Here is a 25,923-nt window from a genome sequence, read left to right as displayed (position 1 = left end):
TTATTCAATTTAATGGAAATCTATTTCTTCTTCTGGGCTTCTGCCTGCTCCATCATTTCCCGCATTTTACGCTGAAACTTATTTTCTTTCTTAGGTTTCTTTTTGTTTTCCTGAATCTGGGCATGGATTTTATCATTGTCCAATATAAAATTCTTGATGACCAACATGATTCCAATGGTAATCAAGTTAGAAACGAAATAATATAAACTAAGACCACTGGCATAGTTGTTAAAGAAGAACAACATCATAAAAGGCATTAAATACATGATGAACTTCATATTGGGCATTCCGGGTTGGGTGGGCATGTTTTGACCTGTGGTCATCATCATATAAAAGAATATAGCAATAGATGCCAAAATAGGGAAAAGGCTTACATGATCACCATAAAAAGGAATGGAGAAACCCTCCGGGAATTGGTAAATAGTATCAAATGAAGATAGATCATCCGCCCATAAAAAAGATTTTTGCCTTAGTGCAAAGGATGTTGGGAAAAACATGAACAGGGCGTAGAAAATGGGCATTTGTAAAAATGCCGGGACACATCCGCTCATGGGACTTACCCCGGCCTTACCATATAATTTCATGGTCTCTTGCTGCTTTTTCATGGCATTGTCCTTGTACTTCTCGTTCAATTCATTGATTTCCGGCTTTAATACCTTCATCTTTGCCTGGGATAAATAGGATTTATAGGTCACTGGAGACATGGCCAACCGCACTAGGATGGTCATGATGATAATAGCAATTCCGTATGGAAAATAGGTGCTCAACAATCCATAAAACGGGGTAAACACATAGCGGTTTATCCATCCAAAAATTCCCCAACCAAAAGGAATGGAATCCGCCAACTTCAAATCTTTGTAATTGGAGAGTACTTCCAAATCCGTTGGGCCATAGTAGAGGTACATATTTTTTGAGATTTCCCCTCCCTTGATTTCCAAAGGTAGTATGGACGTATAGTTCTTTGTAAAACCAAAGGTCCTACTCTCTTCCTTGACCAAATCTTGGGATTTCAACTCCCCTGTTTTAAAAGGTTCATCCGTTCCCAGAATAGAGCTAAAAAAATGCTGTCTGTAGGAAATCCATTTAATGTCCTCTTCCGTTTCCTCATCGTCGCCGCCAGCAGAAAGTTTGCTTAATTTACCATCTTCGTGGTTATAGGTCAAACGGGTATACCTGTTTTCATATTCGATACTTTTGGAATGTCTGATACCCTTCATCCTCCAATCAAATGTAACAGGTTTATTACTGTTCAGGATTCGGTCCAAACCTTGGGTACGTACCGAAAAATCTACCAAATATTCATTTGGCTTCATCTCATACCTATATTCCAAAAATTGGTTATTGGCAGTCTTGGCCTTCATGGAGAGGACCTGGTTATCTCCTGATTTGCTCAATGTGGGTTCAAAGAATAAATCCTTGGTATTTAAGACCCTATTATCAGTAGTAGAAAAATCAATGGCATAGGCAGAATTGCCATCCTTAACCAAATAAACGGGAACCGAATCATAGGTGACAAAATTTTTCATTTTTGCCTCTACCACATGGCCTCCTTTGTTACTTATCTCCAAATAAAGCACATCATTCTCCAATACCGTGGTTCCTCCTTTTGGCGTGGTAAATCCAAATGCACCTATTTGACTCTTGTAGCCTGCAACGGCGGTAGAATCATTTAGGTTTACGGCAGGGGTATCGTCAATTACAATATCCTCGGGAGATGACTCCTCGGCCGCAGCAGCATCCATTTGTTCCTGTTTCGCTTTCTGAGCCTCAAGTTCTTCTGGAGTAGGTTTGTTTTGATAGAACATGAAAATCAAGATTCCAAAAATCAAGACAAACCCAATGATAGACTTTACATCTAATTTCTTCTCTTCCATTTAAATATAATATGTGCGGTAATTATTTGGTTCTCAAGGAGCAAATATATGCCCAAATACGCAGTTTATGCCATACTGGCATTAGTTTGTGACTTTTTGTGTACCAAGGCGGCCTTTACAAAACCAACGAACAATGGGTGCGGATTGGCCACGGTGCTCTTATATTCCGGGTGATATTGTACTCCAATAAACCAAGGGTGGTCCTTTAACTCTACGATTTCTACCAAATTGGTTTTAGAGTTGGTTCCCGATGCAACCAAACCGGCCGCATCCAAATCTACTTTGTATTTATTGTTGAATTCGTACCGATGGCGATGTCTTTCATAAATTTCAACGGCACCACCGTAAACTTTTTGTACCAAACTTCCTTCTTTTAGTTGACAATCCCATGATCCTAGTCTCATGGTTCCGCCCTTATCCGTAACGGACTTCTGTTCTTCCATTAGGCTTATAACAGGATCCGGTGTATCCAAATTCATTTCGGTAGAACTGGCTTCTTTAAGACCCAGCACATTCCTGGCATATTCAATAACTGCCATCTGCATGCCCAAACATATTCCCAAAAAGGGAATTTTATTGGTTCTGGCATAATTCACGGCCTGTATTTTTCCTTCTATCCCGCGCTCTCCAAAACCCGGAGCAACTAAAATACCATCTAGGCCCTTTAGTTTACTTTCAATATTCGTAGCCGAAATATATTCGGAATGGATGGACCGCACATTTACTTTCACCTCGTTTTTGGCACCCGCATGAATAAATGCCTCCAAAATCGATTTGTAGGAGTCTTGAAGTTCTACGTATTTACCTACCAAACCTACAGTTACCTCGTTCTTCGGGTTTTTATGTCTCTCCAAGAATTCCTTCCAATTGGTAAGGTCCGGTTCCTTGGTGTTGGGCAATGCCAACTTTTGCAGCGTGACCGTATCCAGTCCCTCCTCTTGCATTAATATGGGAACATCATAAATGGTGGAAGCATCAATACTTTGAATAACGGCCTCTCGTTTTACATTGCAAAAAAGGGCCAATTTATCCTTTATTTCATCGGAAATTTTGTGTTCTGTCCTGCAAACTAAGATATCTGCCTTTATACCACTTTCCATCAAGGTCTTTACGGAATGTTGCGTAGGTTTGGTCTTTAGTTCGCCTGCGGCCGACAAATAAGGTACCAAGGTCAAATGAACCACTATGGCATTGTTATCGCCCAGCTCCCACAGCAATTGACGCACCGCTTCAATATAGGGCAAGGACTCGATATCACCAACGGTTCCCCCTATTTCTGTTATCACAATATCGTACTCGCCGCTGTTTCCCAACACTTGTACCCGCTCCTTGATCTCGTTGGTGATATGTGGCACTACCTGAACGGTCTTCCCTAAAAATTCTCCTCTTCGCTCTTTCTCTATGACGCTTTGGTAGATTCTTCCCGTGGTAACATTGTTTGCCTGGGATGTTCTCACATTTAAAAACCGCTCATAATGGCCAAGATCTAAATCGGTTTCCGCACCATCATCCGTAACATAACATTCACCATGTTCGTAAGGGTTGAGCGTACCAGGATCTACATTGATGTAGGGGTCTAATTTTTGAATGGTTGTTTTGTATCCTCTGGATTGAAGCAGTTTTGCCAAAGATGCGGCAATGATACCCTTTCCCAGGGATGAAGTAACGCCTCCCGTAACGAAGATGTATTTGGTTTGTGCCATTTTGCGATTTCTATGTTACGGGACACAAAAGTACAAATTGAGAATAAAACTTAAGGACTTTCCTTTGGAAAATGTTTTTGGATTCCCCTAATTAAGGTTTCCAAACTATTTGTTTTGATTTCCAGCATAGAACGCAACAATTCTCCCAATTTTCCATCAGGAAACCCTTTTTGTTGGAACCAAACCAGATACGGTTCAGGCAAGTCCACCAAATAGCGGCCTTTATATTTTCCGTATGGCATTCTATAATGTGCCAATTCAATTAATTTTTGGTTATCCGGTTTTAAATCCATTTTTTAAAGCTAAAAAAATTATCTTTAGGAAATCAACTTTAACAATCAATATGAAATGGGCATTTTAAAATCTTTTCATTGAAAAGATTAAAATTGCCGATTGCATGTGTACTTTAAAAATTAACAGATGAAAAGACGAGACTTTATAGGCACATCCGCTGCGGCTTCCGTTGGTTTTATGGCTTCTGCCAAAACAGTTACGGAAACCAACCTCTCTGAAAAACCTTTTAAGCTTAAGCATAATATCAACCATAGTGCTTGCTATTGGTGCTATGGTTCTATCCCTTTCGAAACGTTTTTACAAGAGTTGAACAAACTGGATATTAGGGCAATAGATTTGGTGGACGCGGAACAATTTCCATTACTAAAGAAATATAATATCCATGCCTCTATGTGTTGGGGAGCCGGTCTTGGTATTGAAAAAGGATGGAACGACCCGCAATACCATAAAGAACTTATTGAAGATTATAAACGTGTCATTCCCTTGGTCGCTGAAGGAGGGTACACCAACCTGATCTGTTTTAGCGGAAATAGAAACGGTATGAACGACATGGTAGGACTGCGGAACTGTGCCAAAGGGCTTAAGGAAATTATACCGATGGCCGAAGAGCATGGAGTAGTTATTCAAATGGAATTATTAAATAGCAAGGTAAACCACAAGGATTATATGTGCGATACATCCGAGTGGGGAGTGTCCCTTTGTGAGACCATTGGTTCTGATAACTTTAAACTCCTTTACGATATTTATCATATGCAAATAATGGAAGGTGATATAATCAGGAATATACAGGACTATCATCAGTATTACGGCCACTACCACACCGGAGGCAATCCGGGACGCCATGAAATAGACGAAACCCAGGAGATTTTTTATCCAGCAGTCATGAAAGCTATTTTGGATACAGGATATACAGGATATGTTGCCCAAGAATTTGTGCCCAGTTGGGAAGATAAGATTGCAGCCCTAAAACAAGGTGTAACGATATGTGATGTTTAGATAAAGTAATTGGCTACAAGACTTAATTGACCCTTTTCACAAGAAAAGGGTTTTTTATTCGTTAGCTTTTTATTGCAAACCAAAATCCCGACCTTTTTACCACAAAATCAAAATCATGAAATTAAAAAACCTAACTGCTTTAACTTTATCGATATTGCTACTTTCCAGCTGTGTAAAACAAGTAAAGGACGCTTTTGATGAAACTACGGAAGCTTTGACATGTGCAAACCGTGTACAAGAATTTGAGGACACAAATGAAGCAAACCCTGATAGAAGTTGTACTGCAATTATAGCAGATTTAGACGACTTGGAAAGGACCTGTAGGGACTACTTATCGGAAAGTACTAGGCAGTCTTTTGCAGATTTGAGAACAGCCTGTTCGAGTAATTAAAAGTTTTCATTCTCCTTGAGCATACTACTTATTTGTTTCTGCCAGAGTTTTTGTTTCTCGATGTTTCGGGAAAAATCGGTTTCCAAATCGTACCGCCTTTGAAATGCATCCAACTCCGTTAAAATCCGTTTGTAAAGTAGCCTAACTTCTTGCTTGATGTTTTTTGTAAATTTTGTTTCGGACATTTCACTATCCATTTTTCTGGCAAATACTTCGGAAATATCGAAATGCAACTGTTCGTGAAGCAAGGTCACATCGTTGCAAATTTTTGGTCTAAACCATGATTTCGTGGGATAAAAAAAGGACTCTACCTTGTAATTCACTTTCATCTCCCCATTTTCAAAAAAGGTTGAAAAGCTATAACTGATTCCGCTCGCCGTAGTGGCCGCGGCTTTGGAACCTGGGGGAACGTCCCCCTGAAAATCCCTCCATTCCAATTTTCCGTGGGGCGACCATAGGATTTCTTCCTGAGCCCATATAAAAGAGGAATAAAAGGTGAATAGAATTTTCAATACCAATATATATCTCCACATTACCAAAGGGATTGGGGAATTATTGTTGGAAAAACAACGAAAACGAAGCACTGGAGGTTGTACTACTCCAATTCCTTGATATACATATTGTCATACCCCATGATATAAGAGGCCTTGTTAAAATATCCAGAGGAAATATCCTTCTCGTAGTCGAATTTGCTACCACTGTATTGGGTTTCGCCAATAAACTTGGAAACATCCAACAAATCGTTCTTATATGCCAGTTTTAGAAGAAGGTCAAAAGTCACATCAAAACCCCTGACCGCAAATCTATCCGGCACGACCCCAAAACGTGCCTTATATCTTTTTTCAAAGGAATCCGACGGAGCTTCCCTATATACGGACGGATACGTAAACCTTAGATTGGACAGGTGTGTGCTTGAAATAACATCGTTGTCAAAAGCATTGTTCTTATCTGTAGTAAACATGCGTACCCGAATCTTTTTGGCATTAGGCTCCTCTATATCCAAAACAGAATTATGAAAGGAATTTAAAATGGAAACCACACTGGATATCAATTTAAAATTATCTGATTCTACAAATACCCAATTCTCGGTCTCCTTGGACAATTGAAGCTCCAACTTATCTCGATTGATACCAATGTTTTTTTCCTCTTCCTTAACCGAAATTATTTTCGCAGTTGGGAATTTTCTTAAAATAGAATCCTTTACAACCCTGTTTTTGGCATCTGCGATGATGATGATATTTTCATCCACCCGTTTTTCAAGAACAAAACTAAGCATATGCTCCCTTAAGGTATGCTCTGGCGTGTAGGAGAAAAAAACGTTTCCCAAACTTATGTCACTTTTAGCGGGAACAGGGGCAATAACAGGCAGGTCGTAGCCAGCCGCCTGTGTTGAAGCCTCTTTAAGGGAAAGCACATCCAAAGGGCCAAAAATAGCATTGTAAGACCCTAAGTTTTCCCGCTGTAAAATTTCCTTTGTTCTTTGAAGATCTAGACGATTGTCAAATGTTTTGACATCAACGGATACACCCAAGGATTTAATTGAATCCAACGCTACCAATGCCCCCGAATATAGACCAAGACTGTATTTTAGACTGTTTCTGTTTTGTATGGTCCACTCAACCGTTTCGGTATCGTTCAAATCCAATTTATCCAACCTGAACGGCAATAGGAACATTATCTTGGGCTTATTATCCACGTTTATGCTATCCAATAGATTGATCTTGTCCAATACCAATGAATTCCTAACTTCAAATTCACCCACTTGATTTTTGGGTAGTTTAAGGACCATTCCAGCTTTAAGACCATCCCTAAGTTCCGGGTTGAGCTTTATCAATTCCTCCCAGGACATACCAAACTTTCGCGTTAACCTAAACTCGTTCTGCTTGGGTTTTACTTCGTAGAAAATATAGTTATCGGTATTGATTTCCCCGGGATCCAATTTTGTTTCGGGCAACCGTATTATCATGCCTTCCTTGAGTCCCCCACGTTCTGTTATCTCTGGGTTCAATCGCACCACTTCATCGGATTTTACCCCAAATTCCTTCTCAAGCCTATAAAAATTCATCTTTGGGGGAACCGTATAGGATGTAAATAATTGCGTTTCCTGATTTTCTACCGTGGAACCCGCAATTTTTGGAAGTAATAGCTCGTAACCTTCCTGAAGGTAATTCGAAGTTTTTGAAAGTGACGGATTCAATACCAAGAGGCTATCAATGGTAATCCCGTATTTATTGGCAATGCTCCACCGTGTTTCCTTTGGCGCTACAATGTATTTCTCATAATCTCCTACATCAATGGTGTTCTGAGGTTCCTTTACCTTTCTATATTTAGGGATTTTAATTACCATTTTGCGATCCAGTTGGGCGGCATACAATTGTGTATTGTATTTTTTTATTTCCTCTTCCGTTACGCCATATTCCTTTGCAATACCGTACAAGGTTTCCCTTTTCTTCACCTTATGTTCCACGAATCCAATGGGTTCCCTTTTGACAACGGAATCGTTCATGATCCTGTTGACCAGTTCCGCTACTTCACCATTTACTGGTTGGCCCTTTTCGGGTCCCTTTGGCTTTGTATCGACCACTTTACCATTTGCACTTGGAATTACCAATATGGTGTTGATTCCCAAGGATTCCCCACTTTTAAGTTCCTTGTTATATTTTAGAATTTCTTCCTGGGAAACACCGTATTGTTTGGCAATACTGTACAACGTTTCATTCTGCTTTACAGCATGGGTCGTAAATTTTTGGCCAAGGGCCTTGCATCCCAAAAAAACACTAAAACAAACGGTAAAAAATACCTTGACTAAATTTTTCATATTATTCCCATTCTATGGTCGCCGGGGGTTTAGAGCTTATATCGTACACCACCCTATTTACACCGGGTACTTTGTTTATAATATCGTTCGAGGTCTTTTGCAAAAATGCGTACGGTAAATTTACCCAATCCGCGGTCATACCATCCGTACTTTCCACAGCTCTCAGGGCAACGCACTTTTCATAGGTGCGCTCATCTCCCATCACCCCTACACTATTTACGGGTAAAAGCATAGCTCCGGCCTGCCAGACCTGATCATAAAGTCCCCATTCCTTTAAACCTTGTATAAAAATATGGTCTACTTCCTGTAAAATTGCCACTTTTTCCCGAGTTATGTCTCCCAAAATACGTATTGCCAGTCCAGGACCGGGAAATGGATGTCTTCCCAACAAGTTTGGTTCCAATCCCATACTTTTACCTACTCTTCGAACCTCGTCCTTGAACAGCATCTTTAAAGGTTCAACCACCTTCAGTTTCATAAAATCTGGTAAACCTCCCACGTTATGATGACTTTTGATTGTTGCCGACGGACCCCCTGTAGCGGAAACCGATTCTATCACATCTGGATAAATGGTTCCTTGCGCCAACCATTTGGCATTTTCGACCTTATGTGCCTCATCGTCAAAAACCTCTATAAAAACCCTTCCTATAATTTTTCTTTTCTTTTCCGGGTCACTTTCCCCTTCCAAAGCGTCCAAAAAGCGTGCCGAAGCATCGACCCCCTTTACATTTAGGCCCATATCCTTGTACTGATGCAGTACATCCTCAAACTCGTTCTTTCTAAGAAGGCCGTTATTTACGAAAATACAGTGTAAATTATCACCTATAGCTTTGTTCAAAAGCACAGCAGCTACGGAAGAATCCACCCCACCGGAAAGTCCCAGAATCACCTTTTCATCCCCAATCTTGGCTTTTAGTTCCGCAACCGTGGTTTCTACAAAGGCGGCAGGCGTCCAGGTCTGTTCTACTTTGGCAATGTTCACCAAGAAGTTTTCCAGGATCTGTTTTCCGTCTGTGGAATGATACACCTCTGGGTGAAATTGTATTCCGTAGGTATCCTCCCCTATAAATTTGAACGCAGCGTTTTCAACATCGTGTGTACTGGCCAATAAAGTTGAGTTCTCCGGGAGACTTTTTATCGTATCTGCATGGCTCATCCATACTTGGCTTCCAACCCCAATTTTGTTCAAAAAAGGATCCTCTTTCTGTATTTTGGCCAAATTGGCCCTGCCATACTCCCTTGTATTGGATTTTTCAACATTGCCGCCATTAAAATGGGCCAAATACTGGGCCCCGTAACAAACCCCCAAAAGTGGCTTTTTCCCTTTTATGTTGCTCAGGTCGGGGTGTGGGGCATCCTCCGCCCTCACGGAATGAGGCGACCCCGAAAGGATTACTGCTTTGTACTCGGATAAATCATCCGGTGGCTTATTGAAAGGTTTTATTTCACAGAAAATATTCAGTTCCCTAACCCTTCTAGCGATGAGTTGTGTGTACTGGGAGCCAAAATCTAGTATCAGAACATTATTTTGCATGGGCAAAAATAGCAATTTGAAGTTTTTTGAAAACTATCTTTTGGTATATTTATCATTATTTAAAAACAATTGTTTTGAAACATATTTCAGCTATAATTTTTGGGGCCGCCATCGTAATTGCTGCCTATTTCCTGGGCAATGCCTATGTTAGGCGTGCCAGCCCTGCACAGATAATTTCGGTTACCGGTTTGGGCAATGAAAACTTTACATCGGACCTTATTGTTTGGGAAGGTCATTTTTCAACCACTAATACCGTATTAAAATCGGCCTTTGACCAACTGAATAGCGATAAAAACATTGTCAAGGAATACTTGACCTCAAAAGGCATCAAGGCCGAACAGATCATTTTCAATAGCGTCCAGACTACCGAGCTGAGAGACAATAAATATGAAAATGGCAATTATGTAGGAAGTATCTTTAGGGGGTATCAACTTACCCAAACCGTTAAAATTGAGTCCCAGGATGTAAGTCTGGTAGAAAACGTATCAAGGGAAATAACCGAACTTTTGAATAAAGGGGTGCAGTTCAATAGTTACCCGCCAAGATATTATTATACCAAATTGGCCGATCTTAAAATTGAAATGATCTCCAAGGCGACCGAGGATGCCCGGTTGAGAGCCGAAAAAATTGCGGAAAATTCTGGTAGTAATTTAGGCGATTTGGTATCGGCCAAAATGGGAGTATTTCAAATTACCGGACAAAATTCCGGGGAGGATTATTCTTGGGGCGGCGCCTATAATACCGACTCAAAAAACAAGACAGCTTCTATAACTATGCGCTTGGACTATAAGGTGAGGTGATTAAATTAACAGTTTAGATATATAATTTTAAATTACTGGAAATAAACATTTTAAATTAATTCCTACCAATTGAATTTGTAATTAAAATTATGAATCAAACAATTAAAAGCCCGGCGAATACCGGGCTTTCTCAACCAACGTAATTGGAATACAATACTGAAAAAATTCTTTTTCATAGCATTTTGTATTCCTGATCAATTGGTCGAAAAAACTTCCAAACCTTACATTAAAAAAAAGAAAAGCTCGGGAACCACCCCGAGCTTACTAATTAAAATCAAAAACCAACCTAATAATGAATCATCAACTAAACTTTCTTTTTCATAGCAATTTGTATTAATAACAACCAAGCCGTAAAAAACCCTACCTTGTTTTTGTATTTTTATAAATAAAAATGACAGACAGTTTTTGGAACGAACTTCACGAAGAACTGAAAAAAGGTGTTGACGAAAAAGGACACCCGTTTAGATTTGGCACATTTGCCACGGTGGGAGTTGACAAATTACCACGATTACGGACCGTAGTCCTTAGACATGTGTTCGAAAATGGACACCTTTGTTTTTATACAGACAAGCGCTCCAAAAAGGTGATGCATATTACGGAAAACCCTAACGTAAGTCTTTTGTTCTATCATCCCGAGAAACTATTGCAAGTGAAAATTGAAGGACTTGCTTCGGTAGTAACCGATGAAAGCAAACTTCAGACCATGTGGAAGGAAATCCCCGAAAGTAACAAGAAGGACTACACTACGGAGACCGCTCCGGGAAGCACCTTGAAAAATCCCGATAACCTAGAATATCTAACTGGAGATCATTTCTTTTGTATGATTGAAATTGAACCGTTCAGAATCGAATACCTTAGGTTAAAAAGACCGCATCACTTACGAATAGCCTATGCAAAAGAAGATGATTGGAAGGGTGAGTTTTTGGTTCCCTAGTTTCCCCGCTACTCCATACTTTTTAATATATCCTCAATATCCTTTTGCATTGTATCCGGATTGATGAAACAAAATCGGGATACGGTTTCGTAACCTTTGGCAGACTTCCATTTGGTAGGCGTTACCAATGCAAAGCCAGCTTCGTGGTTCCTATAGGTCCAGTTTCTATAATCATCTGCGGACCAGCCAATTCTCCTATACAATACACAGGAAAGACTGGGTTCCCTGACCAATTCCGTTAATGGATTCTTTTCTATGAGCTCTCCAGCTATTTTTGCTAATTTGATACCCTGCTCTACAGCCCACTCGTATTTTTCAGTACCATGGGTCGCCAAGGAAAACCAAAGTGGCAGACCTCTTAAACGTCTGGTCAATTGGATTTGATAATCGGACGGATTAAATCCATGCGCACCTTCATCCTTAAAAATTTCCAAATAGGAACCTTCCTGAGCATGGGCTTCCTTTGCCTCCTCCGGGTTTTTATATATGACTGCACCACAATCATAGGGAGAAAACAACCACTTATGGGGATCGATGGTAACGCTGTCCGCAAGTTCTATTCCTTTGAACAAATGACGTACCGATTTTGCGGCAAGCGCACCGCCACCATAGGCAGCATCCACATGAAACCAGAGATTTTTGGAGCGACAAAAGTTTGCAATTCCATCCAACTCATCAATAATCCCGGCATTTGTAGTGCCCCCTGTGGCCACAACGGCAAAAACCCTTGCTTTTTCAGTTTCCGGTAATTTGTTGTAAAACGCTTCCAAGGCCAATTGACTCATGGCATCTTCGGACGCTACCAGCAAAACATCTGCATCGATCACCTTGGCCATGGCCTTGATGGAGGAATGCGCTCCAATGGAAGTAATTAAAATTCCTTTATGATTTATGTTCCTTGGATTTTTTCTCCATTTTTCCCTGGCCACGACTATAGCCGATAAGTTGGCGGCAGTTCCCCCACTGGTGAACACGCCAAAAGCAGGTTCTGGCATACCCGTAAGTGAAACCAACCACTTCATGGCCTCGTTTTCACAAAAAATTCCCCCTGCACCTTCCATCCAATAGGCCCCGTGGATGCTCGATGCCGAGGTCACCAAATCGAATAAAATGGCGGCTCTGGTAGGTGATGCAGGAACAAAAGCCAAATGTCTTGGGTGGTCAATAGGCACCGTGGCCTTGACCAGAACCTGCCTAAACAGCTCAAAAGCCTTCTCCCCTCCTATTCCACTATTAGTGACTGTTTCCCCGACCAATCTCCGAAGTTCGGCCTCAGTTTTTGGCTTGCCCAGCTCTGGATTGGTCTGGGTGATTCTGTTGATGGCATATTTGACCACGTCAAGGGTCATTTCAACCATGTCTATATCTATATCGTGCATTTTTTAATCCTTTAATTCAATTCATTTAGATTCGGCACAAAAAATAAGGTGTCCTTTTCCCTACCAAAACCTAATATACTGTCGGTAGGTTTTCTGCATTCATCTGGGATCTTCCCTATATACACAAAAACTCTGTTCTTGCCATTGATGCTTGTCCCAAAGGAAAAGTCGTCATTGGAAATAATCAACCTGTTCGGGTTTAGCAATTTAATATTTCCAGCGTAGGTAACGTTGGGTAATACCCATTCTTTGCCGGAATAATTCTGACGTAATATATTGGAAATCGGTTCAAACCCGAAATGAACGGAAGACGGAATGCCCAATACTTTTTCCATGGGCGTTCTTAAGAACTGAAAGCCTATTATTACAATAAAGGTCACAAAAGCATACCTTTTGATTTTTATAATATTTTCAAATTGAAATGATTTGGCCCACAGTATTATGAAAGGTAGCAATAAGGGCAATAACCATCTTACCTCAACCTTTTGTGCCTTTACTAGCAAGAAAAATAGCAATAAAATCAAAATTTGAACTACAAAAAGCTTCGAAAACCAATCCCATTTAGATCGTTGTAAAGTCACTTTTTTCAATAGGACCAAAACCAAGAAAACCAGAAGTAATGGTGCCATTAAAGCTATTAAACCCTTAATTATCAAGATTACCGGTGTAATTCCTAATAAATAATCTGCAGTACCATCCCCAGTTTTATCTTGTATACTTTCCCGTACCATGGACCAATTTTCATTTGGCCCAAAAAGCCAGTAGAAATGGGGTGCCACAAGAACCATGGCCAATAGAATCGTTGCTAATATTTTCCCATTGAAAACTACCTTCCTAAGTTGTCCATCAAATAGAACGACTATGGCAAAGGCCGATAAAAACAAGACATAGTTGTATTTGGACAATAGACCAAAAGCGATACAAACACCAAAAAGGATATAATTCCAAACTGTTTTCTTAGTAAGCAGCCTTTCCAATATGAGGTACGTTGCCAATATTGAAAAACACAAAAGAGAAGTATGGGACAGCCGCCTAAAGGTGAAATCAATAAAAACAGGTATCAAGACCATCATAAAAACCGTGATTCCGGCCTTTTGAACATCTTTGTGCATTTTCTTGGCAAATTGGTATAACAACAACAGAATACCCCCGAATATAATTCCCCGTAAAAAGGAAAAAGACAATTTGTTGAATCCAAGTACCTGGTTAAAGAAATATTGTATCCAAGTATATAAAGGCGGCTGGTCATCATATCCCCAACGTAACCATTGCGAATAATAGGCCTGTTCAGCGTCTTCCAATTCTACGGCTGCCTTAAAAATAGTACTTGCCGCAATCACCAAAACGGATAAAACGACAAGTATAATTATCCTTTTTGGCCACAGACCTTGTAACAAACTACTTATTTTTTTGTGATTATCGTGAACGTTAAATCCAAAGGACTAAGGGATTTTAAAAGCATAGGAATCAATTCCTCTCCGTATTCCAAATAGAGTTCGGAGAAGTTTAATTGTCGTTCCTGAAGGGATTGACCGGGAAACAATTGATTCTGTATATCGCTCAAACGTACCACATGGTCTTCCAATTTTCTTTTTTGGGCCTTAAGCAATCTTTTTTCCAGATTATCAAGACCCTTCTTTTGTTTCACCTCCTGCGCCTTTACCGCACCTAGAAAGGATTTGTCCGTCTGTTCCGCAAGCTCGTACATTCCCTTAAATTGTTCCTTTAAAAGCTCTTTTTGAGGTGTAAAATCGATATCGATATTGGATATTTCCCTGATTTTCTTATTAATCAGACTATGTTGCTTCAAGAAAATGTCTGCATGGGAAACATTTAATTTTTGCAATTTTTCGTTTTGTTTTTCGGTAATTATCAAGGTCGAATTACGGAGTAAAAGTATGGGAAATGGTACGTTCATCGCTTCAAAGGACGATTTTAGCTCAAGCCAATAGGCCAATTCCCCTCCGCCTCCAATGTAACATATATTCGGCAATATCACTTCTTGATACAATGGCCTTGCTACCACATTGGGAGAAAATCGCTCAGGATGTTCCTCTAACTCGGCAATCAATTCCTCTTTGGAAAACGATAACTGGGTATCATTTACAAAATAAGTACCATCCTGTTCAATTATTCTTTCCCGAATATTGTCTTTTAAATAAAAATAATTGATTTCCCTAGGGTTTACCTGAATAGGATAATCCGCATCAATTTGCTGAATTTCCAATATTTTATCCGATACTTTCTCAAACGATACCTGTTCAAAAATGTCCTTTTTTGCGTAGGGCCCCAACAGTTTTTTAAGGCTTTTATCATCCCCATCCACAATGACCAAACCTTGTTCCTTAAAAAGTTCATTGGCCAAGAATCGAGTGGCTGCGGTTAATGTTTCATGCTCCAAGTAAGCCTTAGCAAAAAGCTCCTTTAGATACGTGGCATTTTTACTACCCCCAACGCCGAGCGAAAAAATTTCAAATACTTCATCCAAACCTTGAGTTGACAATCGGCCAACAGCTCCCGAGACCTCTTTGTTCCATTGAATTTTTTTTCCCTGAAAATTGAAGTAATTTATTTCATCAAAATCATGGTCTTCCGTTGCCATCCAATAAACCGGAACGAAATGGTAATCGGCATAGTTCTCCTTTAAAACCTTTGCAAGGTTGATCGTGGATACGATTTTATAAAGAAAATAGAGGGGTCCCGTGAAGAGGTTGAGTTGATGCCCGGTGGTGACTGTAAAGGTATTATGGGAGCTTAATGATTGTATGTTTGTAGAGGTCTGCTTGGAGATTTTTACATCTTTATATTGATGCTCCAAGCTTTTTACCAAAGTCTTTCTATTGGCCACGGAAAAACTTGCCTTCTTACCCCTTATTTGGGTTTCAAAATTTTCCAGTTTGGGAAATTGATCGTATAATGGTACAAGTGCTTCTTTTTCCTCAATATAATCACAAATCAATTTAGAAAAATAGCCTGTTTTTCGAAAAGGCAAACAATCAATATCCATATAAAAAAGTTAATCCACGTAAATATAAAACACTCCTTCCTTACAGTTCCTAAAAATACGTTAATTAGCCTAGATGAAATAGTTTATATTATCGTCGAAAACCCCATTTAGCATGATAAAAGTTATCAATAATTTGGTAGATTTGAGACTTTTGAACATTATATCGACACTGTATGAAATGAGCCCTATCAAATCTTGATATCTACCAAGATGATTTTGGCGAATTGCATCTGACCCGATAAAAACTAAATAGCATCAGATGAAAAAATTTCTATCTTCTTTATTTCTATTACTTCCCCTCGTATTGCTTGCCCAGTTAAAATCACCCTCTGAGTTTTTGGGCTATGATTTGGGTACCCAGTTTACCAGGCATCACCAAGTGGTGGACTACTATCAGTATTTGGCACAGAAAGAACCAAACAGAATGCAATTGTTGCAATATGGGGAGACCAATGAAAGAAGGCCATTAATGTTGGCCTTTATATCGACGGAATCCAACATGAAAAATTTGGAGGAAATCAGGAATGCGCATTTAGACAACATCAAAGGGGAAGGAGCTCCAAACAAGGCAATTGTCTGGCTTAGCTATAATGTCCATGGAAACGAAAGTGTAAGTACGGAAGCTTCCATGCAAACCATTTACGACTTATTGACGAGCAAAAAGGACTATTTAGAAGACTTAGTGGTAATAATGGACCCATGTATAAATCCAGATGGTAGAGACCGATACGTAAACTGGTACAACCAATATAAAAACTCGCCATTCAATGTGGACCCAAACAGCAAGGAACACCACGAAGGTTGGTGGAGCGGCAGAAGTAACCATTATATGTTCGACCTCAACCGCGACTGGGCCTGGCTTACCCAAGTGGAAAGTCAGCAACGATTAAAACAGTACAATAAATGGCTACCGCATGTACATGTAGATTTCCATGAGCAAGGGGTGGACAATCCTTACTACTTTGCACCTGCAGCGGAACCTTATCATGAGGTAATTACGGATTTCCAACGGGAGTTCCAGGAGACCATCGGTAAAAACCATGCGAAGTATTTTGATGCCAACGGCTGGTTTTATTTTACAAAGGAGGTTTTTGACCTGCTATATCCTAGCTATGGCGATACCTACCCAACCTACAATGGAGGTATAGGTATGACCTACGAACAAGGAGGTAGCGGCAGGGCCGGATTGGGAATTATAAACAGTATTGGTGATACCCTTACCTTAAAAGACCGAATCGCCCATCATCATACAACGGGACTTTCAACGGTAGAAGTGGCTAGTAAAAATATAGGGAGATTGAACACGGAATTCAGAAAATTCTACCAGCAAAAGAATTTTAGACCTCAGCATTTTATCCTCAACGGCAATCCAGATAAACTGGAAGCGCTGGCTAATTTATTAGATCAACACGGGATAGAATATAATACGGGGAGCAACGCCAGTTATAAGGGCTTTAATTACTCAACATCCTCTTCGGGCAGTCTCAGGGCCTCAAAAAATAGTCTAGTGGTTTCCACGGACCAGACAAAAGGAACCCTGGCAAAAGTTTTATTCGAACCCAAGGCCAAGTTAAGCGATTCCGTCACCTACGATATTACCGCATGGTCCTTGCCCTATGCTTATGGTCTGGATGCCCTGGCTACCGAAAGCAGCGTACAACAGACACCGTATGAATCCTCCAATGAGACCTATGGTATAACCAACCCCAACAGCTATGGGTATTTAGCGGATTGGAACAGTATGAAGGATGCCAAATTCCTGGCGGAACTTTTAAACAAAAAAGTTCGCGTAAGGTATGCTCAAAAACCGTTTAGTTTGGATGGTATCAACTATGATAGGGGAAGTTTGATAATTACCAAGGCTGATAATAAAAATATCGATGACTTCATACAAATTTTGGACGGTGCCTCTAAGAAGTATTTAAAAAAGCTAACACCGGCCAGTACGGGATTTGTGGATAGCGGAAAGGACTTTGGATCCAGTTATGTTGAAGTACTCCAAGAACTAAGAATTGCGGTTTTATCTGGAGAGCCAACCTCTACGTTGCGATTTGGCGAAATATGGCACTTCTTTGAGCAACAATTGAACTATCCTATTTCTGTATTGGACGAAAGCTATTTTAACCGGGTAGACCTTTCAAAATATGATATCCTCATTTTGCCCGATGGATGGGGATATTACAGTTTTTTTACCGAAAAAGTGGCCGACAAAATAAAGGACTGGGTGAACAAAGGTGGTAAGTTGATTGCCATGGGCGGCGCAGTGGACGGCCTGGCGAAACAAAAAGGGTTTGGCATCAAGGAAAAGGAACAAAAAAAGGATTCTACCAGCCAATTACAGGCATTCGATACCTCGGAACGTGAGTATATAAAATCCGCCATTACAGGCGCCATATTTAAGACCACCGTTGACACTACGAATCCCTTGGCCTATGGATATGAGGAACCTTATTTTACGCTTAAATTGGGAGACCGTTCCTATAATTATCTAGAAGGTGGAAATGCCGTGTACCTCGCTAAAGGCGAGAACAATCCCGTATCCGGATTTGCAGGTAGCGACGCCAAGAAGAAAATTGCGGAAACCCTTATCTTTGGTACGGAACGAATGGGCAGGGGCCATGTGATTTATATGATAGACAATCCTCTTTTTAGAGGTTTTTGGGAGAACGGTAAATTATTTTTTGCCAATGCATTGTTCATGGTGAATTAGTCCAAAAACAAGACAAATATGGCGGAATATAAGGTTGAGACCCTCATTTATTACAGTAAACTAACCTTGGACAGCAAGCATATCGCAAAGTCCTCACAAAAGGAAATTCAGGAAAAATTGAATGAACACGCAAAAGAGGGTTGGCGACTCTCTTCTACGGATGCCGTTAGTTTTGGGGCCGCGATTTACGTTTATCTCTATTTTGAGAAATAATTTTGAAATTAGTGAATTAAACAGGCTCCCCATAAAGGTCAAAATCCGCTGCATCAGTTATTTTAAGATTGACGAATTCCCCTTGTTTTAGATAGTGTTTGGTGGCATCCACCAATACTTCATTGTCCACATCCGGGGAATCGAACTCCGTTCTACCCACAAAGTAATTACCTTCCTTTCGGTCAATAATGCATCGAAAGATTTTGCCTATTTTTTCCTGATTCAGTTCCCATGAAATTTGGGACTGTATCTCCATGATTTCATTGGCACGTTCCTGTTTTACTTCTTCGGGAACATCATCGACCAAATTGTAGGCATGCGTATTTTCCTCGTGGCTATAAGTAAAACATCCCAAACGTTCGAACCGCATCTCTTCCACCCACGATTTCAAAGTTTCAAAATCTTCTTGGGTTTCACCGGGATACCCCACTATCAAGGTGGTTCTAATGGTCATACCCGGAACGGCCTTCCTAAAATCCTGAAGTAATTGGGTCGTCTTTTCCTTTGTGGTACCCCTACGCATACTCTTCAAAATACTATCGGAAATATGTTGCAAAGGAATATCCAGATAATTGCAGACCTTGGGTTCGTCCCGCATAACATCCAATACATCCATGGGGAATCCTGTTGGAAAGGCATAATGCAACCGGATCCACTCAATACCTTCAACCTTAACCAAAGCCCTAAGAAGTTCCGCAAGATTTCTCTTCTTATAGAGGTCCAGCCCATAATAGGTAAGGTCTTGGGCAATTAAAATCAGTTCCTTAACGCCATTACTTGCCAATTTTTCCGCTTCTGTAACCAAATCCTCTATAGGGGTACTCTTGTGCTTACCTCGCATTAAGGGGATGGCACAAAAGGAACACGGTCTATCACAACCTTCCGCAATTTTTAAATAGGCATAATTTTTTGGGGTCGTTGTCAAGCGTTCGCCAATAAGCTCATGCTTATAGTCGGCCCCCAAAGCCTTTAAAAGATTGGGTAATTCACTGGTCCCAAAATATTCGTCCACATTGGGAATTTCCTTTTGCAGGTCGGGCTTATAGCGTTCGCTCAAACATCCTGTTACAAAGACTTTATCCACCATGCCAGCCTCCTTCTTTTGAACATATTCCAAAATGGTATTTACGCTCTCCTGTTTTGCATTGGCAATAAAACCACAGGTATTGATGACCACCACATTGCCTTCCTCTTCGTGGACCACTTCCTTGTCATTGGCACGTAATTGCCCCATTAGCACCTCCGAGTCGTACACATTTTTGCTGCAACCTAAGGTGACCACATTGATTTTATTCTTTTTACGTGTCTTTGTCCGCATCTAATATCCTGCTTTATACCTATTTCCAAGGCGGGTGCAAAAGTACAATTTGCATGGCAATAAATTTACTTTAACAGACTATTTCTTTGGATTTTACGTTAAACCAAAGCCTTAAGTTTTAGTCTTAAAATAAAAAAATATGCGCCAGATTTTCTCTTTACTAGTACCGTTAATCCTCATTTCAAACGGTTGTTCCACGGACAAAATTGATTTGGAAGATGAAAGGGTAACCGAAATCGAGACCAACTCCCTATACTTCCCTCCCTTAAATTCGGATGCTTGGGAAACCGTCTCACTGGAAACTTTGCAATGGAACGAAGATTCCCTTCCTGAACTGTACGATGTTTTAGAACAATCAGGAACCAAGGCGTTCATCATACTTCAAAATGGCCGCATAGCCGTTGAATGGTACGCATCCGACTCTAATATGAATTCGCCATGGTACTGGGCCTCGGCCGGAAAGACCTTAACATCTTTCGTTACCGGTATTGCCGTTGAAGAAAGCTTTTTAGAATTGAACGATCCAACTTCAGATTACTTAGGGTCAGGCTGGACCTCGCTTCCTACAGAAAAAGAAAATTTGATTACCGTTTGGAATCAATTGACCATGACCACAGGTTTGGATGACACCCAAGGAGATTGCAAAACCCCGGATTGCCTAACGTATATCGCGGATGCAGGCACCCGATGGGCGTACCACAACGCTCCCTACACCTTAGTTCAGGAAGTTATCACAAATGCGACCGGTGAGGATTTTGAACTTTATTTTGCCAATACGCTTAAGGATAAAATTGGTATGAACGGTACCTGGCTCTCCAGCAATGGAGACAATAACGTGTATTGGAGCACCGCAAGGAGCATGGCCCGGTTTGGACTTTTGAATTTGAACGAAGGGGTTTGGGATGCTCAAGTGATTTTGGGAGACCAAGACTATATCGCCAATATGAAAAATACCTCCCAGGAGCTGAACAAATCCTACGGTTACCTTTGGTGGCTCAACGGCAAGGAAAGTGCTATGGTACCGCAATCCCAAGCTGTTTTCAATTTTCCATTAATGGCAAATGCTCCCAGCGATCTTTACGCCGGACTTGGAAAAGACGACCAAAAACTGTATATAATTCCTAGTAAAAACATGGTGGTCGTACGCATGGGTCAGGATACGGGCGAAGCGGCTTTGGGGCCTTCCAGTTTTGACAATACCCTTTGGGAGGCAATCAATGCTATTATAGAATAGTAGTTAAGGACCAATTATTTTATTTTCCCGTACTTTTTGAGAATAGGTAATACTTCGTAAAGGGGTAATGCCTCTATTTGATGTCCATCTCTTCCTGTCATGGTTCCGGCCGTAAATAAGGAATTCAGTATGGCTTCTTCCGTTGCCTCTATGGCGGCCAAAAATAAGGGCGACATTTCATCGTTCCGCAACAATTCCATGGTATTGAACTGAAGTTTGCTAGTATGGGCTATCCTTACAGCTTCATGGGTGGAGACGGCAATCACATAATCCCCACTTCCATTAGATGCGATGCCACCCGTTTTCGCCAACCCCATTATACCCCTCTTGGCCAAACGTTCCAGGTTTCTCGCATCCAGTGGTGCATCTGTCATAATGACGATCATACAGGAACCATCGGCATCGTTCAGAATTTTATCCTGATATGGATATGTATTCAGTTCCTTCCCCACAGGTGCTCCATTGATTTCCAACACTCCGCCAAAATTCGATTGTACCAAAACCCCGACGGTAAATCCGCCCAAAGAGTTTGGAAGCACCCTTGAAGAAGTCCCGATTCCGCCTTTATATCCAAAACAAATCGTTCCGGTGCCAGCACCCACATTTCCCTCTTTAACAGGGCCGGAAGTGGCGCTTCTTATGGCACTCAATACGTGCTCCTGTTTTACATGTCTACCCCGAATGTCGTTCAACCAACCGTCATTTGTTTCTCCTACTACCGAATTTACGGAGCGTACGTCCTCATTGCCGGTTAAATCCAAGGTATATGAAATCAAGGCTTCGGATGCTGCAGGAACGCTTAGCGTATTGGTCAATATAATAGGGGTCTCAATATTTCCCAATTCCCTTACTTGACTGTAACCCGCTAGTTTCCCAAAGCCATTGCCAATGTAAATCGCTGCTGGAACCTTTGATTGGAAGATGTTCCCGGAATGGGGAAGAATTGCCGTAACTCCGGTCCTTATATTATCACCTTCGATCAAGGTTTCGTGCCCCACTAAAATACCATCTACATCCGTAATGGCATTGAATTTTCCGGTTTTCAATACACCGATCTCGATTCCGTAATCCCGTATTCGTTTTTGTGCATTCATGATGCCGACTTGAATTAGAAAAAGTAGTATAAAAATCCTAAGTTTCATAAAGAGGCCTGTTTATTGATAATCCTTGGGCATTTTCCTTTTAGGAAATGCATCTTCAAAAGCCTTTCCCATACGTAACAAGTGTGCCTCGGAAAATGGTTTCCCTACAAAGGTAAGGCTTATAGGCTCCCCACTTTTCTTGTATCCCATAGGAACGGTCAAGGCCGGATATTTGGCTACAGCGGCATATCCTGCATGATAATTATTGATGGATAGCACAGCATCCAAATCATGTGCGTCCAGAGCTGTATCAAAAAAGGTGCGTCCGCTATTTTCCAATTTGGCCTTAATTTCCTCCAAACCTTCCGCCGTGGTGGAGTCGGCCAAAATACCCTCAAACAGCGCCTGACCGTAGGGAATTCGGACCAGAGAATCGGCATTATTGAAATCAACAGCATTGGCAATGGAGGTAATTGATACAGATTCTGGATTTGAATACGCCTTTAAGTATGCGGGTAAGTCATTGCGCATATCTATGTTCAGGATACTTAAAAACCCATCCATTTCAACCTCTGGAGGCGTAAATTCTATGATTTCCACTCCAGCTTGCTTTAATTCCTTAACCGTTTCCCTATATAAACTATCGCGCTCCATAAGCGTTGTCATAGCGCCCAATCTCATTGTTTTCAATGGTTCTGGGTTTAAACCTGCCGATAAAATCCCGGAATATTCCTCTTTTACGGATTTGGAATCGGCTGCATCGTACCCCATCATGGCCGACAGCAATATCGCATTGTCCACCACATTTTTGGTCATGGGACCCGGTGTATCCAAGGTACTTGAAATAGGTACAATTCCAGACCGACTCAAAAGCCCGATCGTTGGTTTTAATCCCACCACGGAATTCTGACTGCTAGGCGACAAAATAGAACCCGAAGTTTCCGTACCCACGGCGGCCACAGCATAGTTGGCGGCTACCGAAGTTCCACTCCCAGAACTGGAGCCTCCCGTTTCAAATATTCGTCTTCCATAGGGATTTAAGGTTTGTCCACCAACGGCACTATAGCCTACAGGGCATCCACTGCATAAAAAATAAGCCCATTCGCTTAAATTGACTTTCCCCAAAATGAGCGCTCCGTTTTCCTTTAGCCGCTCCACGATAAATGAATCCCCTACTTCATTATTCATCAGCGCAATACTTCCTGCCGTGGTTTTCATACCAGCAGTATTGATATTGTCCTTTAAAAGTATCGGCATACCAAAAATAGGGTGACGGACGTCCGGCAAGCTACCCTCCCGCCTCTGTTCATCCAGTTTTCTGGCAGCTGCCAACACCTCTTCATTTAGGGCGATTACCGTATTTAAAGTGGTTTCATTGTTCAGTTCATATTTGTAGATCCTGTAGAGATAGAACAACACCAGTTGTTCGTAGGTCAGCTTGTCTTGCTCAATACTATTACGTATTGAAAAGATATCCCGCTCCAGGATCAAAGGTTTTAACGATTCATATTCGTCTTCCTTCATTTTTACCACCTCATCATACAACGGGAGAAAAACGGCATTTTTATCCAATACTTTGGATTGGATGAGTTTGTAGCGCATCCTGCTAATTTCATGATCGGCATTGGCAGCTACTTCGGCAGAATCCTTATAAGGCTCCCATAATACGATTGGTTCTTGCTTTGGCGTATCCGTTTTACAAGAAAACAGCAGTCCCATTAAAAATAGTCCTATTAACTTTTTCATATTTCTCTTTATTTTATATTTAATATAGCTTGGATTTCCAAAGCGCTATACTTTTTTGGTTGAGCCGTACGAACTCATCCTTGTTCTCGGCATCGGCCAGTATAAGGGATTTTCCCGCCGAAACGATAGCAGCTTCATAGTTACCTAAATCGGCTTCAACAAGCGCCTTTACCCTAAAGAAATAATAGGTGTCGCCCCCTTTTTCCAGGGCCCTTTCCAAATAGGATAGTGCTTCCTCAAGGCGTATTCCTTGCTCCTGATAATAACGGGCAACCTCGTAATAGGTTTGGGCAGATGGATTATCCTCTAATTTCTGTTGGATTTCCATGTCCATCATGGACGTAGTATCCAAGGACAGGGAAACTTGAACTTTTGTGCTTGCCCAGTGGATTATCATTTGGGCCGAATCATGCTGAAGTTCATCAAAATATATCAAAAGATTTTCCTGAAAAGCCAAAGTTTTAAGGGGAATAACAGAAACCCTCAGCGCATCTTCCTCCGGGTTATAATTATCCCTTCCGTCCCCCCAATGCGAGGTATTTTTATGAAAAACGACTTCCCATAGGTTTTCATAGGGGAAAATATAGAGTGCATAGGTCCCTTTGGGCAAGTTTTTGCCTTCTATTTTGACATCAGAATCAAAAGTTATTTTTGTGGATTCATTCGCACCTACGCGCCAAATTCGTCCATAGGGTACCAACGCTGGCGTTCCATCTGCTTGAAGACCGAAAACTTTTCTTTTTCTAACGGCCGGTCTGGAGTACTCCAAAGAAATCTTGGAGAGACCAATGACTTGCTCTGTTTTGGTAAACGGACTTGCTTTAGGGTGTGTAATTTGTGACCAACCAATCGTGGTCCATACTAATGGAAGAATAAATAACCCTACTACTTTCAATTATTTATATTAAAAAAAGAATCTACAAATTCGTACTTATTGAAAACCTGAAGATCTTCAATTCCTTCCCCTACCCCAATATATTTAACCGGAATCTGAAATTGATCGGATATTCCAATAACCACTCCTCCCTTTGCCGTACCGTCCAATTTGGTAACGGCCAATGAAGTCACTTCGGTAGCTTTTGTAAACTGTTTGGCCTGTTCAAAGGCGTTCTGCCCTGTGGAACCGTCCAACACCAGTAGGACTTCATGTGGGGTATCTTCCACCACTTTTTGCATGACTCTTTTTACCTTGCTCAACTCGTTCATGAGGTTCACCTTATTATGCAGTCTACCAGCCGTATCGATAATGACCACATCCGCATCTTGTTTTACCGCGGAACTCAATGTATCAAAGGCAACCGAAGCGGGATCACTGCCCATTTGTTGTTTTATAATAGGTACGCCAACACGATCGGCCCACACCTGCAATTGATCAATGGCCGCAGCTCGAAAGGTATCTGCAGCGCCAAGGACCACACTTAAGCCCTGTTTTTTAAACTGATGTGCCAATTTTCCAATGGTGGTGGTCTTCCCAACGCCGTTTACACCTACTACCATAATGACATAAGGCCTTTTTCCCAATGGTACATGAACTTCAGATTCCTCACCGGAATGGGTCTCAGACAACAATCCGGCTATTTCTTCCCTTAAGATGGTGTTCAGCTCGTCGGTACCCATGTATTTGTCCTTGGCTACCCGCGCCTCAATACGTTCTATAATCTTTAAAGTTGTATTAACACCTACATCCGAGGTAACCAAAACCTCCTCCAAGTTATCTAGTACATCTTCGTCCACCTTGGATTTTCCGGCAACGGCCTTTCCCAACTTGGTAAAAAAACTTGCTTTTGACTTTTCAAGTCCCTTGTCCAAGGTCTCCTTTTTTTCTGAAGAAAATATCTTTTTAAATAAGCTCATCTTGTTATCAATAGTTCATCAAATATAAAAATTAAA

Annotated in this window: 21 protein-coding genes; 7 read left to right on the top strand and 14 right to left on the bottom strand. The window is 41.0% G+C overall.

Going from position 1 to position 25,923, the window contains the following annotated elements; genetic code table 11:
- Positions 1-20 precede the first annotated feature (20 nt).
- From yidC to DZC72_RS16475, 3 genes are all read right to left on the bottom strand, one after another.
- Positions 21-1,874 carry a membrane protein insertase YidC gene (yidC, locus tag DZC72_RS16485; RefSeq protein ID WP_125224026.1) on the bottom strand — a complete coding sequence of 618 codons (1,854 nt, stop codon included), beginning with the start codon at positions 1,872-1,874 and terminating at the stop codon, positions 21-23.
- A gap of 65 nt (positions 1,875-1,939) precedes the next feature.
- On the bottom strand, positions 1,940-3,577 hold the full coding sequence (locus DZC72_RS16480) for a CTP synthase (RefSeq protein ID WP_125224025.1): 1,638 nt from the start codon (positions 3,575-3,577) through the stop codon (positions 1,940-1,942).
- 50 nt (positions 3,578-3,627) lie between these two features.
- Positions 3,628-3,870, bottom strand: coding sequence for a DUF3820 family protein (locus DZC72_RS16475; RefSeq protein WP_125224024.1), 243 nt, complete (start codon positions 3,868-3,870; stop codon positions 3,628-3,630).
- 127 nt (positions 3,871-3,997) lie between these two features.
- On the opposite strand from DZC72_RS16475, the gene DZC72_RS16470 reads away from it, so the two are divergent.
- Together DZC72_RS16470 and DZC72_RS16465 are read left to right on the top strand one after the other, a co-directional pair.
- On the top strand, positions 3,998-4,867 hold the full coding sequence (locus tag DZC72_RS16470) for a hydroxypyruvate isomerase family protein (RefSeq protein WP_125224023.1): 870 nt from the start codon (positions 3,998-4,000) through the stop codon (positions 4,865-4,867).
- A 154-nt stretch (positions 4,868-5,021) separates the two neighbouring features.
- Positions 5,022-5,258, top strand: a complete 237-nt coding sequence (locus tag DZC72_RS16465; protein ID WP_125224022.1) for a hypothetical protein — start codon at positions 5,022-5,024, stop codon at positions 5,256-5,258.
- Here DZC72_RS16465 and DZC72_RS16460 read toward each other — a convergent pair.
- The 3 genes from DZC72_RS16460 to guaA all read right to left on the bottom strand — a co-directional run bounded on the left by DZC72_RS16460 (position 5,255) and on the right by guaA (position 9,610).
- Entirely contained in the window at positions 5,255-5,791 is a 537-nt protein-coding gene (locus DZC72_RS16460; protein ID WP_243641767.1) for a DUF922 domain-containing protein, read from the bottom strand. The genes DZC72_RS16465 and DZC72_RS16460 overlap by 4 nt on opposite strands.
- A 62-nt stretch (positions 5,792-5,853) precedes the next feature.
- On the bottom strand, positions 5,854-8,076 hold the full coding sequence (locus tag DZC72_RS16455; RefSeq protein WP_125224021.1) for a LysM peptidoglycan-binding domain-containing protein: 2,223 nt from the start codon (positions 8,074-8,076) through the stop codon (positions 5,854-5,856).
- Between the two features lies 1 nt (position 8,077).
- The gene (gene guaA, locus DZC72_RS16450) at positions 8,078-9,610 is read right to left on the bottom strand and encodes a glutamine-hydrolyzing GMP synthase (protein WP_125224020.1); all 1,533 of its coding nucleotides are present in this window, start codon (positions 9,608-9,610) and stop codon (positions 8,078-8,080) included.
- A gap of 74 nt (positions 9,611-9,684) precedes the next feature.
- Here guaA and DZC72_RS16445 point away from each other — a divergent pair, with 74 nt between their 5' ends.
- Together DZC72_RS16445 and DZC72_RS16440 are read left to right on the top strand one after the other, a co-directional pair.
- Positions 9,685-10,410 carry an SIMPL domain-containing protein gene (locus tag DZC72_RS16445; RefSeq protein WP_125224019.1) on the top strand — a complete coding sequence of 242 codons (726 nt, stop codon included), beginning with the start codon at positions 9,685-9,687 and terminating at the stop codon, positions 10,408-10,410.
- Positions 10,411-10,801: 391 nt separating this feature from the next.
- Positions 10,802-11,344, top strand: a complete 543-nt coding sequence (locus DZC72_RS16440; protein WP_125224018.1) for a pyridoxamine 5'-phosphate oxidase family protein — start codon at positions 10,802-10,804, stop codon at positions 11,342-11,344.
- An 8-nt stretch (positions 11,345-11,352) separates the two neighbouring features.
- Here the strand turns inward: DZC72_RS16440 and DZC72_RS16435 are convergent, their stop codons facing one another.
- Genes DZC72_RS16435 through bshC form a run of 3 tightly spaced genes read right to left on the bottom strand, consistent with a single transcriptional unit; the run spans position 11,353 to position 15,730 of the window.
- On the bottom strand, positions 11,353-12,723 hold the full coding sequence (locus tag DZC72_RS16435) for a pyridoxal phosphate-dependent decarboxylase family protein (RefSeq protein ID WP_125224017.1): 1,371 nt from the start codon (positions 12,721-12,723) through the stop codon (positions 11,353-11,355).
- A gap of 11 nt (positions 12,724-12,734) precedes the next feature.
- On the bottom strand, positions 12,735-14,120 hold the full coding sequence (locus DZC72_RS16430; protein WP_165869342.1) for an ArnT family glycosyltransferase: 1,386 nt from the start codon (positions 14,118-14,120) through the stop codon (positions 12,735-12,737).
- Positions 14,121-14,125: 5 nt separating this feature from the next.
- Positions 14,126-15,730 (bottom strand): bacillithiol biosynthesis cysteine-adding enzyme BshC, encoded by a 1,605-nt coding sequence (gene bshC / locus DZC72_RS16425; RefSeq protein WP_125224015.1) that lies wholly within the window; start codon positions 15,728-15,730, stop codon positions 14,126-14,128.
- A 259-nt stretch (positions 15,731-15,989) separates the two neighbouring features.
- On the opposite strand from bshC, the gene DZC72_RS16420 reads away from it, so the two are divergent.
- A complete protein-coding gene (locus DZC72_RS16420) occupies positions 15,990-18,440 on the top strand; it encodes a M14 family zinc carboxypeptidase (RefSeq protein WP_125224014.1) in 2,451 nt (816 codons plus the stop codon).
- Between the two features lie 18 nt (positions 18,441-18,458).
- A complete protein-coding gene (locus DZC72_RS16415) occupies positions 18,459-18,653 on the top strand; it encodes a DUF4177 domain-containing protein (protein WP_125224013.1) in 195 nt (64 codons plus the stop codon).
- 16 nt (positions 18,654-18,669) lie between these two features.
- On the opposite strand, the gene rimO is transcribed toward DZC72_RS16415, so the two are convergent.
- Complete coding sequence (rimO, locus tag DZC72_RS16410) at positions 18,670-19,971, bottom strand: 30S ribosomal protein S12 methylthiotransferase RimO (RefSeq protein WP_125224012.1); 1,302 nt, start codon at positions 19,969-19,971, stop codon at positions 18,670-18,672.
- Positions 19,972-20,110: 139 nt separating this feature from the next.
- On the opposite strand from rimO, the gene DZC72_RS16405 reads away from it, so the two are divergent.
- Positions 20,111-21,205, top strand: coding sequence for a serine hydrolase domain-containing protein (locus tag DZC72_RS16405; protein ID WP_125224011.1), 1,095 nt, complete (start codon positions 20,111-20,113; stop codon positions 21,203-21,205).
- A 14-nt stretch (positions 21,206-21,219) separates the two neighbouring features.
- Here the strand turns inward: DZC72_RS16405 and DZC72_RS16400 are convergent, their stop codons facing one another.
- From DZC72_RS16400 to ftsY, 4 genes are read right to left on the bottom strand one after another with little or no spacing between them, the layout of a single operon-like run.
- Positions 21,220-22,347 carry a DmpA family aminopeptidase gene (locus tag DZC72_RS16400; protein ID WP_207891765.1) on the bottom strand — a complete coding sequence of 376 codons (1,128 nt, stop codon included), beginning with the start codon at positions 22,345-22,347 and terminating at the stop codon, positions 21,220-21,222.
- 12 nt (positions 22,348-22,359) lie between these two features.
- Positions 22,360-24,033, bottom strand: a complete 1,674-nt coding sequence (locus tag DZC72_RS16395; RefSeq protein ID WP_125224010.1) for an amidase family protein — start codon at positions 24,031-24,033, stop codon at positions 22,360-22,362.
- 19 nt (positions 24,034-24,052) lie between these two features.
- The gene (locus DZC72_RS16390) at positions 24,053-24,928 is read right to left on the bottom strand and encodes a DUF2911 domain-containing protein (protein ID WP_125224009.1); all 876 of its coding nucleotides are present in this window, start codon (positions 24,926-24,928) and stop codon (positions 24,053-24,055) included.
- Positions 24,925-25,887, bottom strand: coding sequence for a signal recognition particle-docking protein FtsY (gene ftsY, locus DZC72_RS16385; protein WP_125224008.1), 963 nt, complete (start codon positions 25,885-25,887; stop codon positions 24,925-24,927). The genes DZC72_RS16390 and ftsY overlap by 4 nt, the downstream gene beginning before the upstream one ends.
- Positions 25,888-25,923: the final 36 nt, after the last annotated feature.

The sequence above is a fragment of the Maribacter algicola genome (genome assembly GCF_003933245.1).
GTDB lineage: Bacteria > Bacteroidota > Bacteroidia > Flavobacteriales > Flavobacteriaceae > Maribacter > Maribacter algicola.
This window is presented reverse-complemented; position numbering and strand designations above follow the sequence as displayed.

Coding starts and splice junctions, on each gene's coding strand:
- DZC72_RS16435 (WP_125224017.1), bottom strand. CDS start 12,723: ATGCACGATATAGATATAGACATGGTTGAAATGACCCTTGACGTGGTC.
- DZC72_RS16420 (WP_125224014.1), top strand. CDS start 15,990: ATGAAAAAATTTCTATCTTCTTTATTTCTATTACTTCCCCTCGTATTG.
- bshC (WP_125224015.1), bottom strand. CDS start 15,730: ATGGATATTGATTGTTTGCCTTTTCGAAAAACAGGCTATTTTTCTAAA.
- DZC72_RS16475 (WP_125224024.1), bottom strand. CDS start 3,870: ATGGATTTAAAACCGGATAACCAAAAATTAATTGAATTGGCACATTAT.
- DZC72_RS16440 (WP_125224018.1), top strand. CDS start 10,802: ATGACAGACAGTTTTTGGAACGAACTTCACGAAGAACTGAAAAAAGGT.
- DZC72_RS16415 (WP_125224013.1), top strand. CDS start 18,459: ATGGCGGAATATAAGGTTGAGACCCTCATTTATTACAGTAAACTAACC.
- yidC (WP_125224026.1), bottom strand. CDS start 1,874: ATGGAAGAGAAGAAATTAGATGTAAAGTCTATCATTGGGTTTGTCTTG.
- rimO (WP_125224012.1), bottom strand. CDS start 19,971: ATGCGGACAAAGACACGTAAAAAGAATAAAATCAATGTGGTCACCTTA.
- DZC72_RS16405 (WP_125224011.1), top strand. CDS start 20,111: ATGCGCCAGATTTTCTCTTTACTAGTACCGTTAATCCTCATTTCAAAC.
- DZC72_RS16395 (WP_125224010.1), bottom strand. CDS start 24,033: ATGAAAAAGTTAATAGGACTATTTTTAATGGGACTGCTGTTTTCTTGT.
- DZC72_RS16400 (WP_207891765.1), bottom strand. CDS start 22,347: ATGAAACTTAGGATTTTTATACTACTTTTTCTAATTCAAGTCGGCATC.
- ftsY (WP_125224008.1), bottom strand. CDS start 25,887: ATGAGCTTATTTAAAAAGATATTTTCTTCAGAAAAAAAGGAGACCTTG.
- guaA (WP_125224020.1), bottom strand. CDS start 9,610: ATGCAAAATAATGTTCTGATACTAGATTTTGGCTCCCAGTACACACAA.
- DZC72_RS16470 (WP_125224023.1), top strand. CDS start 3,998: ATGAAAAGACGAGACTTTATAGGCACATCCGCTGCGGCTTCCGTTGGT.
- DZC72_RS16480 (WP_125224025.1), bottom strand. CDS start 3,577: ATGGCACAAACCAAATACATCTTCGTTACGGGAGGCGTTACTTCATCC.
- DZC72_RS16455 (WP_125224021.1), bottom strand. CDS start 8,076: ATGAAAAATTTAGTCAAGGTATTTTTTACCGTTTGTTTTAGTGTTTTT.
- DZC72_RS16460 (WP_243641767.1), bottom strand. CDS start 5,791: ATGTGGAGATATATATTGGTATTGAAAATTCTATTCACCTTTTATTCC.